At 68.4% G+C, this 15,530-nt stretch carries 13 protein-coding genes and 1 pseudogene; 5 read left to right on the top strand and 9 right to left on the bottom strand.

The annotated features are described in order from the left end of the window. From TBU01S_RS21255 to TBU01S_RS21265, 3 genes and pseudogenes are all read left to right on the top strand, one after another. A pseudogene (locus TBU01S_RS21255) lies at positions 1 to 221 on the top strand (allantoinase); the annotation flags it as partial. A 229-nt stretch (positions 222 to 450) separates the two neighbouring features. Continuing rightward, the gene (locus TBU01S_RS21260) at positions 451 to 1,950 is read left to right on the top strand and encodes an NCS1 family nucleobase:cation symporter-1 (protein ID WP_068639499.1); all 1,500 of its coding nucleotides are present in this window, start codon (positions 451 to 453) and stop codon (positions 1,948 to 1,950) included. Positions 1,951 to 1,962: 12 nt separating this feature from the next. After that, on the top strand, positions 1,963 to 2,679 hold the full coding sequence (locus tag TBU01S_RS21265; protein ID WP_068639500.1) for an aspartate/glutamate racemase family protein: 717 nt from the start codon (positions 1,963 to 1,965) through the stop codon (positions 2,677 to 2,679). Positions 2,680 to 2,825: 146 nt separating this feature from the next. Here the strand turns inward: TBU01S_RS21265 and guaD are convergent, their stop codons facing one another. Genes guaD through xdhA form a run of 4 tightly spaced genes read right to left on the bottom strand, consistent with a single transcriptional unit; the run spans position 2,826 to position 9,139 of the window. Then, a complete protein-coding gene (gene guaD, locus TBU01S_RS21270) occupies positions 2,826 to 4,136 on the bottom strand; it encodes a guanine deaminase (protein ID WP_068639501.1) in 1,311 nt (436 codons plus the stop codon). 58 nt (positions 4,137 to 4,194) lie between these two features. Then, positions 4,195 to 5,241, bottom strand: a complete 1,047-nt coding sequence (gene xdhC / locus TBU01S_RS21275) for a xanthine dehydrogenase accessory protein XdhC (RefSeq protein ID WP_068639502.1) — start codon at positions 5,239 to 5,241, stop codon at positions 4,195 to 4,197. Further along, a complete protein-coding gene (gene xdhB, locus TBU01S_RS21280; RefSeq protein ID WP_068639503.1) occupies positions 5,238 to 7,589 on the bottom strand; it encodes a xanthine dehydrogenase molybdopterin binding subunit in 2,352 nt (783 codons plus the stop codon). The genes xdhC and xdhB overlap by 4 nt, the downstream gene beginning before the upstream one ends. Further along, entirely contained in the window at positions 7,586 to 9,139 is a 1,554-nt protein-coding gene (gene xdhA, locus TBU01S_RS21285) for a xanthine dehydrogenase small subunit (protein WP_068639504.1), read from the bottom strand. Before xdhA ends, xdhB begins: the two co-directional genes overlap by 4 nt. Before the next feature lie 360 nt (positions 9,140 to 9,499). Between xdhA and TBU01S_RS21290 the strand changes: the two genes are divergently transcribed. Together TBU01S_RS21290 and TBU01S_RS21295 are read left to right on the top strand one after the other, a co-directional pair. Next, entirely contained in the window at positions 9,500 to 10,252 is a 753-nt protein-coding gene (locus TBU01S_RS21290) for a GntR family transcriptional regulator (RefSeq protein ID WP_245651009.1), read from the top strand. 246 nt (positions 10,253 to 10,498) lie between these two features. Then, a complete protein-coding gene (locus TBU01S_RS21295; RefSeq protein ID WP_068639505.1) occupies positions 10,499 to 11,851 on the top strand; it encodes an NCS2 family permease in 1,353 nt (450 codons plus the stop codon). A gap of 99 nt (positions 11,852 to 11,950) precedes the next feature. Here the strand turns inward: TBU01S_RS21295 and TBU01S_RS21300 are convergent, their stop codons facing one another. The 5 genes from TBU01S_RS21300 to TBU01S_RS23425 form a co-directional block, all read right to left on the bottom strand. Next, positions 11,951 to 13,363, bottom strand: a complete 1,413-nt coding sequence (locus tag TBU01S_RS21300; protein ID WP_068639506.1) for a nucleobase:cation symporter-2 family protein — start codon at positions 13,361 to 13,363, stop codon at positions 11,951 to 11,953. A 229-nt stretch (positions 13,364 to 13,592) separates the two neighbouring features. Next, positions 13,593 to 13,781, bottom strand: a complete 189-nt coding sequence (locus tag TBU01S_RS21305) for a 4-oxalocrotonate tautomerase (RefSeq protein ID WP_068639507.1) — start codon at positions 13,779 to 13,781, stop codon at positions 13,593 to 13,595. Positions 13,782 to 13,879: 98 nt separating this feature from the next. Then, a complete protein-coding gene (locus TBU01S_RS21310; RefSeq protein WP_068639508.1) occupies positions 13,880 to 14,659 on the bottom strand; it encodes a class II aldolase/adducin family protein in 780 nt (259 codons plus the stop codon). Between the two features lie 44 nt (positions 14,660 to 14,703). Then, positions 14,704 to 15,219: an ureidoglycolate lyase gene (locus TBU01S_RS21315; protein WP_068639509.1), complete on the bottom strand. Its 516-nt coding sequence runs from the start codon at positions 15,217 to 15,219 to the stop codon at positions 14,704 to 14,706. 215 nt (positions 15,220 to 15,434) lie between these two features. After that, the coding region (locus TBU01S_RS23425) for a hypothetical protein (RefSeq protein ID WP_157659242.1) at positions 15,435 to 15,530 on the bottom strand (96 nt) is incomplete at its 5' end.

Below are 15,530 nucleotides of genomic sequence, written 5' to 3' on the forward strand. Positions count from 1 at the left end.
AATACCTGCGCGACGCCTTCGACGTGATGTACGCCGAGGGCGAGGAACGCCCGGCGATGATGAGCATCGGCATGCACTGCCGCCTGCTCGGCCGCCCGGGCCGCTTCAAGGCCCTGCAGCGCTTCCTCGACCACATCGAGAAGCACGACCGCGTCTGGGTCTGCCGCCGCGTCGATGTCGCCCGCCACTGGATCGAAAACCACCCGTACCAGAGCAGATGAATTTACTGCCGGGGCCGGCCGTGTGTCCGGCCCCGGCACCCGAGCAGCCCCCGGAGGCAGTGGGGTCGCCAGCCGGAAAAGTACCGGTTTCAGATAAAACAAGGAGGAGAATCATGAGTTTGCATATCGGCCAGCATGGCCCTGATGAGACACGTCCCGCAACGCCGTTCGAGCCTTCGGCACGCCCGCGCGCGCAATATCGCGGCGGGTTCGGAGAAGGGGGTGCAGCATGAGCCACAGCGCATCTCTTGCCGATGACGGCAATCACGAGTTTGAAGTGCCTGCCGGGGTTTCGGCCGGTCTTTACAACCAGGATCTTGCACCCAGCAAGAAGGAGGGCCGTACCTGGAGCACCTACAACATCTTCGCGCTCTGGGCCAACGACGTGCATAGCCTGGGCAACTATTCCTTTGCCATCGGGCTGTTCGCGCTGGGGCTGGGCGCGTGGCAGATCCTGGCCGCGCTGATGTTCGGCGCGCTCTTCCTGTTCGTGCTGCTGAACTTCTCGGGCTTCATGGGCGAGAAGACCGGCGTGCCTTTCCCGGTGATGAGCCGGATCAGCTTCGGCACCCGTGGCGCGCAGATCCCGGCCTTGATCCGGGGCGGCGTCGCCATCGTCTGGTTCGGCATCCAGACCTACCTGGCCTCGATGGTGCTGGACGTGCTGCTGATCGCGATGATACCCAGCCTTGCGCCGCTGTCGCAGCAGATCGTCCTCGGCCTGTCGGTGCTGGGCTGGATCAGCTTCTCGATCCTGTGGGTGGTTCAGGTCATCATCGCCTGCTACGGCATGGAGAGCATCCGCAAGTACGAGGCTTTCGCCGGGCCCGTCATCCTGGTCACCTTCCTGTCGCTGGCGGGCTGGATGCTCTACAGCTCGGGTGGCAGGCTGGTCTGGTCGCAGCCCGGCGGGCTGACCGGCGGCGCGATGTGGGCGCAGATCCTGGGTGCGGCCTCGCTGTGGGTGGCGATCTATGGCACCTTCGTGCTGAACTTCTGCGACTTCACCCGCGGCGCGGTCTCGAAGAAGGCCATCGTGGGGGGCAACTTCTGGGGCATCCCGATCAACATGCTGATCTTCGGCCTGGTCGTCGTGATCCTGACCGGCGGCCAGCTGTCCATCGACGGCACGCTGATCCAGAGTCCGACCGACATCGTCCAGAAGATCCCCAACACCTTCCTGCTGGTAGTGGCGAGCTTGGCCCTGCTGATCCTGACCATCGCGGTGAATCTGATGGCGAACTTCGTCGCGCCGTCCTTCGCGCTGGCGAACCTGCTGCCCCAGTACCTGGACTTCCGCCGCGCCGCCGTGGTCAGCGCGATCATCGGTTTCGTCATCCTGCCCTGGAACCTCTACAACTCGCCCGTCGTGATCGTCTATTTCCTGGGTGGCCTGGGCGCCTTCCTGGGCCCGCTGTTCGGGATCGTGATGGCCGACTACTGGCTGATCCGCAAACAGAAGGTCGACGTTCCCGCGCTCTACACCGAGGACCACCGGGGCCCTTATCACTACGTCAACGGCATCAACCCTGCCGCGATCAAGGCGCTGGTCCCCTCGGCCCTGATCTCGCTGCTGTTCGCCTTCCTTCCGGCGCTGCAAGTGCTGTCGCAATTCTCGTGGTTCATCGCCGCGGGGCTTGGCGGGCTGTTCTATTACCTGATTGCGCCCAAGGGCGGAGTCTATGCCGACCGCGACGGCGAGGCGATCGCCGTGGCCACCACTCATTGACCGGAGAGACAGATGCGCATTCTGATCGTCAACGTGAACACCACCGCCTCGATGACCAAGAGCATTGCCGCCCAGGCCCGCAAGTTCGCGGCCCCCGGCACCGAGATCGTCGGCCTGACCCCGCGCTTTGGCGCCGAGTCGGTCGAGGGCAATTTTGAAAGCTATCTCTGCGCCGTCGGTGTCATGGATGCGGTGATGCGCTACGACCAGCCCTTCGACGCGGTGATCCAGGCCGGTTACGGCGAACATGGGCGGGAGGGCCTGCAGGAACTGCTCGAAGTGCCGGTGGTGGACATCACCGAGGCCGCCGCCTCGACCGCGATGCTCCTTGGCCACAAATATTCGGTCGTGACCACGCTGGACCGCGCCGTGCCCCTGATCGAGAATCGGCTGAAGCTGGCCGGGCTGGATGCGCGCTGCGCCTCGGTCCGGGCCAGCGGCATGGCGGTGCTGGAACTGGAAACCCAGCCCCAGCGCGCGGTGGAAACCATCGTGGCCCAGGCCGAGGCCGCGGTGCGCGACGACCACGCCGAGGTGATCTGCCTCGGCTGCGGCGGCATGGCCGAGCTCGAGGACAAGGTGCGCGAGCGGACGGGCGTGCCGGTGGTCGATGGCGTGGCCGCTGCCGTGGCCATCGCGGAATCGCTGGTCCGGCTGGGGCTGCGGACATCCAAGGTGCGCACCTACGCGCCGCCGCGCCCCAAGAGCATCATCGGCTTCCCGCTGTAAAGGGCGGCCGGCACCGGGGCTTCGTGTTGCGCAACGAAGCCCCGGTGGCCGACTGCCACGCCTGGCGGAGGGGCTACCGGCTCAAGCCGTGGTGGGCGCCGGGCCGTCGATGTCCTCGAACACCTCGTCCAGCCCGATTTCCAGTTTCAGCCGGAGCGCTGCCAGGCCGCTCTGCCGAGCACGTGGGTCGCCGCAATGCTGCGGTCGTCGCCCAGCATCATCAATACGAACAGGCGTTCGTCCAGGGTCTGTGCGCCTTGCATGCGCCGCGCCAGCAGCGGCGTGGCGGCCGGGTCGAGGACGACGAAATCGGCTTCCTTGCCGGGCAGGAAGTTGCCGATGCGCTCGTCCAGGTAGAGGCTGTGTGCGCCGCCCAGCGTGGCGAGGTGGAAGGCGCTGGCTGCGGACAGTTTCTGGCCCCCGAGCTGCAGCACCTTGTAGGCCTCGTTCAGCGTCTGCAGCATCGAGAAGCTGGTGCCGGCGCCGACGTCGGTGCCGACGCCGACGCGCAGGCCCATCTCGCGCGCGCGCCCGAGGTCGAACAGGCCTGAGCCGAGGAAGAGGTTGGAGGTCGGGCAGAAGCTGATCGCGGTGCCGGTGTCGGCCATGCGCTGGCGGTCGGTGTCGTCCAGCCAGATGCAGTGGGCGTAGACCGAGCGCTCTCCGAGCTGGCCGAAGCGGTCGTAGACGTCCAGGTAGCTGCGCGCCTCGGGGTAGAGCTGCGCCACCCAGGCGACTTCGCCGCGGTTCTCGGCGACGTGGGACTGCAGATAGAGCCCGGGATGCTCGGCGTACAGGCGGCCGGCAAGCCTCATCTGTTCGGGCGTGGAGGTGGCGGCGAAGCGCGGTGTGACGGCGTACTGCAGGCGCTCGCGGCCGTGCCAGCGTTCGATCAAGGCCTGGGATTCGGCGTAGCCGCCGGCGGCGGTGTCGCGCAGGAAGTCCGGGCAGTGGCGATCCATCATCACCTTGCCCGTGATCATCCGCATGCGCCGCTTCAGCGCGGCTTCGAACAGCGCGTCGACGGATGTTGCATGCACGGTGGCGAAGGCGAGGGCGGTGGTGGTGCCGTTGCGCAGCAGCTCGTCGCAGAAGAATTCGGCGACGGCCCGCGCGTGTTCCGGATCGGCGAAGCGGGCTTCGGCGGGGAAGGTGTATTTCTCCAGCCAGGCCAGCAGCTGCTCGCCGTGGCTGGCGATGATGTCGGTCTGGGCGTAGTGGATGTGGGTGTCGACGAAGCCGGGCAGGATCAGCTTGCCGCGGTAGTCGGTCACCGGCACGTCGGCCGGCAGGCGGGCGAGCAGCTCGCCGGCCGGGCCGGTTTCGGCGACATGGCCGTCGCGTATCAGCAGCAGGCCGTCGGCGAAGTGCTCGATGGCGGCTTCGCCATGGCTGGCGGGGTCGGCGAGGAAGTGCAGGATCTCGCCGCGGACGGCGTGCAGGTCGGCAGGGTTCATGTCGGGCAGGCTCGGAAAGAAGGGCGGGAGCGGGCGGCAGGGCGAACGCGCATCGCCGTCATGCCGCGCGGTGGCGTTGTGCGGGACGCGCGGCGAGCGAGGCGCCGCGCAGCTGCAGCACTTCGGCGGCGATCGCGACGGCGATGACCTCGGGCTCCTTGCCGGCGAGGCCGGGCGCGCCGATCGGGCAGTGCAGGCGGGCGATCGCCTGCTCGCCGTAGCCGCGCGCGCGCAGGCGCTGCTCGAAGCTGGCGCGCTTGGCGTGCGAGCCGATCAGGCCGCAGAAGCGGAAGTCGCCGCGGTCGAGGATGGCGCGTACCAGCTCGAAATCCAGCGCATGGCTGTGGGTCAGCACCAGGAACACGGCATCGGCCGGGGCCGCGCGCACTTCGGCCTCGGGCATGTCGGTGCAGCGCACCTCGATGTTGTCGGCGACCGCGGCAGGGAATTCCTCGTCGCGCGAATCGACCCAGCGCACCCGCATCGGCAGGCGGCCGAAGACTTCGGCAAGCGCGCGGCCGACGTGGCCGGCACCGAACAGCACCACCTGCAGTTCCGGCGGCAGGCTGACGTCGAGTAGCGCGTCGATGCTGCCGACGGTCTTGCCCGCCAGCAGCGTGGCGCTGTCGGCGCTGCCGGCCAGCAGGCTGCGGGCGTGCTCGGCGAGGCGTTCATCGCCAGGCAACTCGGCCGGCTCCTCGTCGAACACGCGGACGGTGCTATCGGTCAGGGATGCCAGCCGCCCCCAGGGACGGCCCGCTGCGGCCCGGGCCTGTGCCACCTCGATCCAGCCGCGCTGGGCAGCGCCCACCGGTTCGAAGGCGAGCTGCATCACGCCGCCGCAGCACTGGCCGACGCTGGCGCCGAGCGGGAAGCGCACCAGGCCGGGCAGCGCCGCGCCGTCGGCGAGAAGCTGGCGGGCGAGGGTGATCGCACGCAGTTCGAGCTGGCCGCCGCCGATGGTGCCGTGGCAGGCATCGGTGCTGACGATCATGCGCGCGCCCGGCGCGCGCGGCGTCGAACCGCGGGTGGCGGCCACCGTCACCAGCACCGCCGGGACGCCGTCGACCACCCATCGTGCGAGTTGTTCGATCCAGGGCGTCATGGCCGGACCTCCTCGCCGCAGGCCGCCCGTACCGCCTCGACCGCGTCGAGAATGGCTTCGGGCGTCGCTGGCGCGCGCAGCGGCGGGTTCGTCCGGCCGTCGCCGGCCGCGGCGACGGCGTCGCGGATCGCCAGCAGCACCGAGAAGGGCAGCAGCAGCGGCGGTTCGCCGACGGCCTTCGAGCGCAGGATGGTGTCTTCGCGGCTGTGGTTGCGGAACAGGCGGGTGTGGAACTCGGCCGGGCAATCGTGGGTGGCGGGGATCTTGTAGGTCGACGGCGCGTGGGTCATCAGCCGGCCGTCCTTGTTCCACCACAGCTCCTCCATCGTCAGCCAGCCCATGCCCTGGATGAAGGCGCCCTCGACCTGGCCGATGTCGATCGCCGGGTTGATCGAGTTGCCGGCATCGTGCAGCAGGTCGGCGCGCAGCAGCCGCCATTCGCCGGTCAGGGTGTCGACCAGCACTTCGGACACCGCGGCGCCGTAGGCGAAGTAGTAGAAGGGGCGGCCGGTCAGCGTGCTGCGGTCCCAGCTCAGCCTGGGCGTGGCGTAGAAGCCTTCCGACCACAGTTGCACGCGGGCCTCGTAAGCACGGATCACCAGTTCGGCGAAGGGCAGCACGGTTTCGCCGATTTCCACCTGGCCGTTGGTGAAGCGGACGGCGCCGGCACCGATGCTCCCGCCACCGTATGTGCCGGCGGCGAATTCGGCCAGGCGCAGGCGGATGCGGCGGGCGGCATCCTCGGCCGCCTTGCCGTTGAGGTCGGCGCCGGTCGAGGCGGCGGTGGCCGAGGTGTTGGCCACCTTGCTGGTGTCGGCGGCGGTGGCGCGTACCTGCGCCAGCGGGATGCCGAGCTCGTTGGCGACGACCTGGCAGACCTTGGTGTTGAGCCCCTGGCCCATCTCGGTGCCGCCGTGGTTCACCAGCACCGAGCCGTCGGTATAGATGTGGACCAACGCGCCGGCCTGGTTGAAGTGGGCGACGTTGAAGGAGATGCCGAACTTCAGCGGCGTCAGCGCCAGGCCCTTCTTCAGCACCGGACTGGCGGCGTTGAAGGCGGCGATCCCGCGCCGGCGTTCGCGGTAGGCGCTGCCGGCCTCGAGTTCGGCGACCAGTTCATGGATCACGTTGTCCTCCACGCGCTGGCCGTAGGGGGTGAGGTCGCGCCCTTCGCCGCCGTAGAAGTTGAGCTTGCGCACGTCGAGCGGGTCGCGGCCGAGTTCGCGCGCGATGCTGTCGATGATGTATTCGATCGCGATCGCCCCCTGCGGCCCGCCGAAGCCGCGGAAGGCGGTGTTCGACTGGGTGTTGGTCCTGGCGCACAGCGCGCGGATGTCGACGTCGGACAGGTAGTAGGCGTTGTCGAAGTGGCAGATCGCGCGCGTCGCCACCGGCCCCGACAGGTCGGCCGAGAAGCCGGCCCGCGCGGTCATCTCGATGCGCGCGGCGAGGATGCGGCCATCGTCGTCGAAGCCGACGTCGTAGTCGTAGTGGAAGTCGTGGCGCTTGCCGGTGATCATCATGTCGTCGTCGCGGTCGGGGCGCAGCTTGACCGGGCGGCGCAGGCGCGCGGCGGCCAGCGCGGCGACGCAGGCGAACAGCGCCGACTGCGATTCCTTGCCGCCGAAGCCGCCGCCCATGCGCCGCATCTCGACGACGACCTGGTTCGCCGCCAGGCCGAGGGCGTGGCCGACGACCTGCTGCATCTCGGTGGGATGCTGGGTGGAGCACCACAGGTGGATGCAGCCGTCCTCGCGCGGCACGGCATAGGAGATCTGGCCTTCGAGATAGAACTGTTCCTGGCCGCCCACCTGCCAGCGGCCGGCGAGCCGGCGCGGCGCGGCGGCGAGGCGGGCGGCGGGATCGCCGCGCACCAGCTGCATCGGCGGCAGCACGAAGCTGTGCTGCTGCTTCGCCTGCAGCGGATCGAGCACGGCGGGCAGCGGCTCGTAGGCCACCTCGGCGCGGCGCGCGGCGCGGCGTGCGAGTTCGTGGCTTTCGGCCACGACGGCGAAGATCGGCTGGCCGACGTAGTGCACGACGCCGTCGGCGAGGATGGGATCGTCGTGGATGATCGGCCCGCAGTCGTTGCTGCCGGGAATGTCGGCGGCGGTGAGCACCGCGATCACGCCCGGCATCGCCCGTACTGCGTCGAGATCGAGCGCGGCGATGCGCGCATGGGCCTGGGCCGACAGGCCCAGTGCGGCGTGGACAGTGCCGGCGAGTTCGCGGATGTCGTCCACGTAAGTGGCCTCGCCGCTGACGTGCAGGTGGGCCGACTCGTGCGGGTGGCCGTGGTGCGCGGCCGGGGCGGCGGGCGAGGCCTGGGGGAGGGTTTCGGCTTTCATCGGGCGGCCTCGGGGCTGGGGAGGGGCTGGGACTGGGCGGCGAAGCTGTCGAAGGCGGCGAACACGCGCGTCTGCTGCGCGTCGAGCGGCGCCTCGGCACGGGTCTCGAGATGGAAGCGGCGCAGCAGGTTGGCGGCCGCACGGCGGCGGTAGCCGGCGCTGGCGCGCAGATCGCCGAGCGGCGCGTAGTCCTGGTCCAGGGCCTGCAGTGCGGCCGCCAGCGCGGCTTCGTCCCAGCGGCGGCCTTCGAGCGCCGCCTCGGTGCGCAGGGCGCGCCGGGACGTTGCCGCCATGCCGCCGAAGGCGATGCGCGGGGCGCGCACGATGCCGTCCTCGAGCTGCAGGGCGAAGGCCGCGCACACCGCCGAGATGTCGGAATCGAAGCGCTTGGACAGCTTCCAGCTGCGCAGGCGCAGCGTCGATGCGCGCAAGGGCACTTCGACCGCCTCGACGATCTCGTCGGCGGCGAGATCCTTCTTCATGTAGTCGAGGTAGAACGCTTCCAGCGGCAGCGTGCGGCGGCCATGCATGCCATGCAGCACGACGCGGGCGCCGAGGACGATCAGCGCGGGTGCCGAATCGCCGATCGGCGAGCCGTTGGCGATGTTGCCGCCGAGCGTGCCGGCATTGCGCACCGGCAGCGAGGCGAAGCGCTCCCACAGCTCGCCCAGTTCCGGGTAGCGCCGGCACAGCGCGGCGTAGGCGTCGCTCAGCGGCACCGCCGCGCCGATGCGCAGGAAGCCGTCCTGCTCGCGGACCTGCCGCAGCTCCTCGACCCGGCCGATGTGGATCAGGTCGCCGACGTCGCGGAACTGCTTGTTCACCCACAGGCCGATGTCGGTACAGCCGGCCAGCAGGGTGGCCTGCGGCTTGCGGCTGCGCAGCTCGACGAGTCCGGCGAGCGTGCGCGGGGCATGGAAATGGCAGCCATCGTGGGCGTAGTCGAATCCGCCGCTGCGGCGCAGGGCGAGCAGTCCGGCGCGCAGGGCCTCGCGGTCCAGAACGCGTTCAGGCAGCTCGAACATGCGCTCGCCCGCCTCGATGATCGGCCGGTAGCCGGTGCAGCGGCACAGGTTGCCGGTCAATTGGCTGCGGATGCGGGCGGTGTCGGGGCGGGTGCCGGCCGGCACGCAGTCGTTGTAGAGGTCCCACAGCGACATCACGAAGCCGGGCGTGCAGAAGCCGCATTGCGAACCGTGGCAATCCACCATCGCCTGCTGCACCGGATGCAGGCTGCCGCCGGCCTGGCGGCGCAGGTATTCGACGGTGAACACCGCCTTGCCGTCGAGCGCCGGCACGAACTGGATACAGGCATTGAGGCTGTAAAGCCGCAGTTCGTCGCTCGGTTCGCCACTCGGTTCCTCACCCTCGCCGGCGAGTTCGCCGACGACCACGGTACAGGCGCCGCAGTCGCCTTCGCCGCAGCCTTCCTTGGTGCCGGTCAGGCCGCGGTGGATGCGCAGCCAGCTCAGCAGGCTGGTGGTGGTGGCGATGCCGGAGACCTCGACCGGCTCGCCATTGAGCAGAAAGCGGATTGCATCTGCGCCCATTGTCTCCTCCAGTGTGGAGCATGTGCCGTGCAGGTCGACCCGCCGAAGGCGGAGACGGTTGCACTGTACATGCCTGTATTCGTTGTTCGAGCCGGCAGGACCTGGCGCGGCAGCGAGGCGATCTTGGCGATTGACTACATGATTGTCAACAATTTAAAGCGCTGTCTTCGTCGGCAGCCCGGCATGCATCCGATTGCTGCCGGCGGGCGGAAAGCCCGGCTGGCTGCGGCCTGCGCGCCGGCTGGCCGGGGCCGGGCAGGGCTCATGGCGGCAGAAGCGAAATATGCCGAATCACGATCTCGTTATAATCCTTTCCCCTGCTGCAGCAAGGGCAGCGGCGGGGACACAGGAGGAGATGCGGTGAGCGAGGTGGAGCAAGCGGGCGATACGCGGGACAGGGCCGCAGGCCGGGCCGGCAAGGCGCCGTCGACCGAAGAGAGCCAGCGCGTGTTCGAAGCCCTGCGCAATGCGGTGCTCGACCAGCGTCTGCCGCCCGGCCTGCAGCTCAAGGAACAGGCGCTTGCCGATGCCTTCGGTGTCAACCGTGCAGTGGTCCGTCAGGCCCTTGCCCGCCTGGAAATCTATCGCCTGGTCACGCATGCGCCCAATCGCGGCGTGTTCGTCGCCCATCCGTCCGCGGCCGAGGGCCGCGACCTGTTCACCGCCCGCCGCTACATCGAGGCGGCTATCGTCGAACTGGCGGTCGAGCGCCTGACGGAAGCCGACATCGCACGCCTGCGTGCGCTGGCGCGGCAGGAGCGGCAGGCCTACGAAGCGCAGGACGTGCGCAGGGCGCTGCGCCTGTCGGTCGATTTCCATCTGCAGCTCGCCGACGCCGTCGGCAATACCGTGCTCGCGTCCTTCCTCGACGAGATCGTGACCCGCATGCCCTTGGTCGTGCTTGCCCATCGCCGGGAATCGCCACCCACCTGCATGCTCGACGACCACGAACGGATCCTCGATGCCATCGCCGCCGGCGATGCGAGCCGCGCCCGCGCGCTGATGATCGAGCATGTCGGCCACCTGGAAGGTCGGGTGTCGCTCGACCGCGGTGCGCAGGAGGGCGATTCGGGGATCGCCCGCCTGCTGGGCCTGGAGGGTGGCGGGCCGTGAAACGGCCTGCTGCCCGTATGTAGAGCGGTTCATACGTCAAGCCTGATAATTATTATCAGGTTTCGCGTATGGAAGGAGTGGGGGCACATTGCCTAGACTGCGAGCTCTGTCGTTGCCAAAATTGTCAACAAAGTGCCGGCGACGTCATGCCAGAGTGCGTCCTGCAGGGCCAGTGCAGCCGTGAGGGCGTCCAGCGAAAACAAACGAGAGTCGATGCGCAACCGCCGCCGGCCCGAGGAGACATCCATGCAAACCCAGACTTCGAGCACGGCTGCCGAGGCCGCTTCCGCGAAGATTCCCCCCGACAGCTGGCTGGAGCGCCGCTTCCGCCTGGCCCAGCACGGCACGAACGTGCGCACCGAAGTGTTCGCCGGGCTGACCACCTTCGTCACGATGGCCTACATCATCTTCGTCAATCCGATGATCATGGCCGCCGCCGGCATGGACCATGGCGCCGCCTTCGTCGCCACCTGCATCGGTTCGGCGCTGAGCAGCCTGCTGATGGGTTTCTACGCCAACTGGCCGGTCGGCCTGGCGCCCGGCATGGGGCTCAATGCCTTCTTCACCTACACCGTGGTCGGCGAGATGGGCTACAGCTGGGAGGTGGCGCTGGGGGCGGTGTTCCTGTCCGGCGTGCTGTTCATGCTGATCAGCTTCACCGGCCTGCGCCAGTGGCTGCTCGACAGCATTCCGCGCAGCCTGCGCTTTGCGATGGGGGCCGGCGTCGGGCTCTTCCTCGGCCTGATCGGGCTCAAGCTCGCCGGCATCGTCGTGCCCAGCGAAGCGACGCTGGTGGCGATGGGTTCGATGCTGGAGCTGCCCGCGGCGCTCGCCGGGCTGTGCTTCCTGATGATCGGCGTGCTGAGCCACTTCCGCGTGTTCGGCGCCATCCTGATCAGCATCCTGACGGTCACCTTCATCGGCTGGACCGCTGGCATCGTCGAATATGGCGGCCTGGTGTCGATGCCGCCCAGCCTGGCGCCGACCCTGCTGGCGATGGACGTGGCCGGCGCCTTCGACGTGGCGATGATCAGCATCGTCCTCGCCTTCCTGTTCGTGAATCTGTTCGACACCGCCGGCACGCTGATGGGGGTGGCGCACCGCGCCAGGCTGGAGAGGCCCGACGGCAGCATCGAGAAGCTGTCCGAGGCGGTGAGGGTCGACAGCACCGCGAGCGTGCTCGGCGCCTGTGTCGGCTGCCCGCCGGTGACGAGCTACGTCGAGAGCTGCGCGGGCGTGGCAGCGGGCGGACGCACCGGCCTGACCGCGATCGTCGTCGGCCTGCTGTTCCTGGTGGCGATGTTCTTCGCGCCGCTGGCCGGCATGATTCCGGGCTATGCCACCGCCGGGGCGCTGATCTACGTGGCGATGCTGATGAGTACCGGGCTGGCCCACATCGAGTGGGAGGACTACACCGACACCATTCCGGCGATCGTCACCGCGGTGATGATGCCGCTCACCTTCTCGATCGCCAACGGCATCGCGCTCGGCTTCGTCGTCTACGTCGTGCTCAAGTTCTTCACCGGGCAGTTCAAGCGCATCTCGCCGGCCTTGTACGTGCTGTTCGTGCTCTTCGTCGCCAAGTTCGTCTTCCTGTAGGCGCCCGGCCCCGGCGAAGAGGAAGGCAGACAGCACGAGACGGTCGGGGCCGTGGGGCCCCGACCGTCTCGTGCGCGGGTGTGCGGCAGCCGGCTGCGCTCAGTGCGTGTGCGCGGCGCCCGCCTTGCCGTCGTCCAGCGTCTCCTGCCGGCGGCGGGTGCCGTTCAGGAACAGGTTCAGCAGCACCGCGGAGATCGCGGCGAGCAGGATGCCGCTGTGCAGCAGCGGTTCGAGCGCCTTGGGCATGCCGTGGAAGAAGGTCGGCGCCACCATCGGAATCATGCCGAAGCCGACGCTGATGGCGACCACGTAGAGGTTGAAGCGGTTGCTGCGCAGGTCGGCGCCGAGCAGGATCTTGATGCCGGTGGCCGCGACCATGCCGAACATCACCAGGCCGGCGCCGCCGAGCACGTACTGCGGTACCGAGGCGATGATCAGCGCCATCTTGGGGAACATGCCGAAGGCGATCAGGATGGCGCCGCCGGCCACGCACACCCAGCGGCTCTTGACGCCGGTGACGCCGACCAGGCCGACGTTCTGCGAGAACGAGGTGTGCGGGAAGGTGTTCAGGAAGCCGCCGATCAGCGTGCCCAGGCCGTCGGTGCGCAGGCCGCGGGTGAGGTCGTCGCGCGACAGCCGGCGGCCGGTGAGTTCGCCCAGGGCGAGGAACATGCCGAGCGATTCGACCATGACGACGACCATCACCAGGCACATGGTGGCGATGGAGACGAAGTCGAACACCGGCATGCCGAAGTGCAGCGGCGTCACGAAGGCCACCCACGGCACCTCGTCGATGCCGGCGAAGCTGACCTTGCCCATCGCCATCGAGATCAGGAAGCCGACCGCCATGCCGAACAGCACCGCCACGTTGGACACGAAGCCGCGCCCGTAGCGGGTGATCGCCAGCACGACGAGCAGCACGATGCCGGCGATCGCCAGGTGCTCGGGCGCGCCGTAGGTCGGGTTGTCGACCAACTGGCCGCTGGCGGCGTCGCGGATCTGCGGCTGGCCGCCGGCGGCCCAGTTGATCGCCACCGGCATCAGCGAGATGCCGATCACGGCGATGATCGAGCCGGTGACCACCGGCGGGAACAGCGGCAGGCTGCGCGACACCAGCGGCGCGAAAAGGATGCCGAACAGCCCGGCGGCGATGCCCGAGCCGAGGATGGCGTTGATGCCCAGTTCGGGATTGACCGCCATCGCCACCATCGGCCCGACGGCGGCGAAGGTGACGCCCATCATGATCGGCAGGCGGATGCCGAACTTGCCCACGCCCAGCGACTGGATGATGGTGACGATGCCGCAGCACAGCAGGTCGGCGTTGATCAGCAGCGCGATCTGGTCCTTCGGCAGCTTGAGTGCGCCGCCCACGATCAGCGGCACGGCGATCGCGCCGGCGTACATCACCAGCACGTGCTGCAGCGCCAGCGTGAACAGGCGGCCGCCGGGCAGGCGTTCGTCGACGGGATCGGGCTGCTGCGGGCGGGCGGTCGTGTCGGGGGGCGCTGTCATCGGAGTCTCCTTGTCGTCCTGGCTTTTCGTTGCGGCCGCGCCGGGGAGGGCGCAACCAGTGCATGGGGCCAGTGTAGTGAGGGGGCCCGATATGGAAATCGTTATGGCCTTATAGCTTGAATAAGAAAATTGATATTGCTGCAGTGCGGTGTCGGCGCATCGCGGCCCGGCTGCGGCGCGGGCCGCGCAGAGGGCCCTGGCCCGCCGGCCGCGGAAAATCGCGCTGCGCTCAGTCGCGTTCCGACCACATCACGCCGCCGGTGGCCCAGTTCTCGCGCTTGACGTCGGTGAAGATGATGTCGACCGCGCCGGGCTCGCATTCGAGCACGCGGCAGGTTTCCTTCGTCAGCGCCGCGGCCAGTTCACGCTTCTTCTCCGGGCTGCGGCCTTCGAACAGTTCGATGTGCATGGTGGGCATGATGTGCTCCTGCTGTGGATGTAGGTTGGGGAGAGGCATCTTGTCCGGAGGAGATCCCGGCTGGGGACACCCTTCGAACAGGAATGATGGCTTGGTGTTCAGCGTGTGAAGCCGGGGTCCGCACGCATCAGGCCGCGCAGCAGCGCCGGCCATTCCAGTTCGCCTTCGGGCGCGGGGTCGGCGGTGAGCTGTGCGTGGGTGCGTGCGAGCACCTCGTCGGGCGGCATCGTCACCGCGCCGGCGGCCATCGCCGCGAGCTGGATGCGGCAGGCCTTGTCCAGCGTGTCCATCAGCACGAAGGCTTCGGCCACCGTGCGGCCGCAGGTCAGGGTGCCGTGGTTGCGCAGCATCATCGCGCGGTGCGTGCCGAGTTCGGCGATGAACTGCGCCTGCTCTTCGGCGCCGAAAGTCAGACCCTGGTAGTCGTGATAGCCGATGTCGTCCCAGAAGCGCATCGCGTGCTGGGACAGCGGCAGCAGCCCGCCGCGCAGCGCGGAGACGGCGATGCCGGCGTCGGTGTGCAGGTGGATCACGCAGTGGGCGTCGGCGCGGGCGCGATGCACCGCGCCGTGGATGGCGAAGCCGCTCGGGTTGGCTTTGCGGCCGCTGCCGTCGGTGACGCGGCCTTCGAGATCGATCGTCAGCAGGCTGGAAGCGCTGATCTCGTCGAAGGTCTGGCCGAAGGCGTTGATCAGGAAAATATCGTCGCGCCCCGGCAGGCGCAGCGAGATGTGGGTGTAGATGAGGTCGGTCCAGCCTCTTGCCGCGGCGAGACGATAGCAGGCGGCGAGATCGACGCGCGCACGCCATTCTTCTGTACTGAAGCCCTCGGGGCATTCCGCATACGGGCATCCGGCAAAGGCGTCGAGATCATCCATGGCGTCGGCTCCGGTTGCTGGCCTGAGTCAGCAGGCGCTGTGAATCAGGGATTCCGGTCGGTGATGATGCCGTGTCGTTCGAGCTGGATTTCGTCGCAGTTGTGTCCGGTTCCCTTGCGGTCGATGACGATGAAGTCGCAGACGCCGTCGAGTGCGAGCAGCGGGTGGTGCCATACGCCGGTGGCGTAATTGACGCCCTGGTCGGCGCGGGCGAGGAAGACCTTCAGGTCCTGGACGGCAGGGGGCTCGCCGGCCGGCGCGACGACGACGAGGTAGGGCCTGCCGGACATCGGAATGAAGGCCTGTGAAGCGAGCGGATGGCGCTCCATCATCTGCACGCAGAAGGGCAGGCTGCGGGGCTGTCCGCGGAAGATGGAAACGATGACGCGGCCCTCGGGCCCGGGTTCGATGTTGGCCAGATCGTGGTAGCGCTCGGTATTGCCGGCGTTGATGGTGAAATGCTGGACGGCGTCACAGGCCTCGATGAGCTCGCCGAAAGGGGCGAAAGCCTCGCGGGTCAGCGGCTGGACCTGCAGGGTGAAGGCGTTGTGTTCGGACATGGGCGTCTCGTGCGGAAAAGGAAAGGAAGGGCCGATGCTGTTGACTCAGGAGATTTTCTGCTCGGTGCAGGAGCGGCTTCAGCCGCGAACAAGCGCCTTTCGCGGCTGAAGCCGCTCCTACGGTGAAAGAAGCTCCTGCTTGAACGAACGGTATTGAAGGAAGAACGCAAAAAAGCGCTGCCGCGCTCATGAAGCCAGCGCGGCAGCGTGGACGATCAGTTCTTCGCCTCGGGCTTTCCCCACAGGCGCAGGCGCGACACGCCGCCATCGGGGAAGATGTTCAAGCGCACATGGGTGATGGTCCCGAGCCT

The organism is Thauera butanivorans NBRC 103042 (assembly GCF_001591165.1).
Classification (GTDB): Bacteria; Pseudomonadota; Gammaproteobacteria; order Burkholderiales; family Rhodocyclaceae; genus Thauera; species Thauera butanivorans.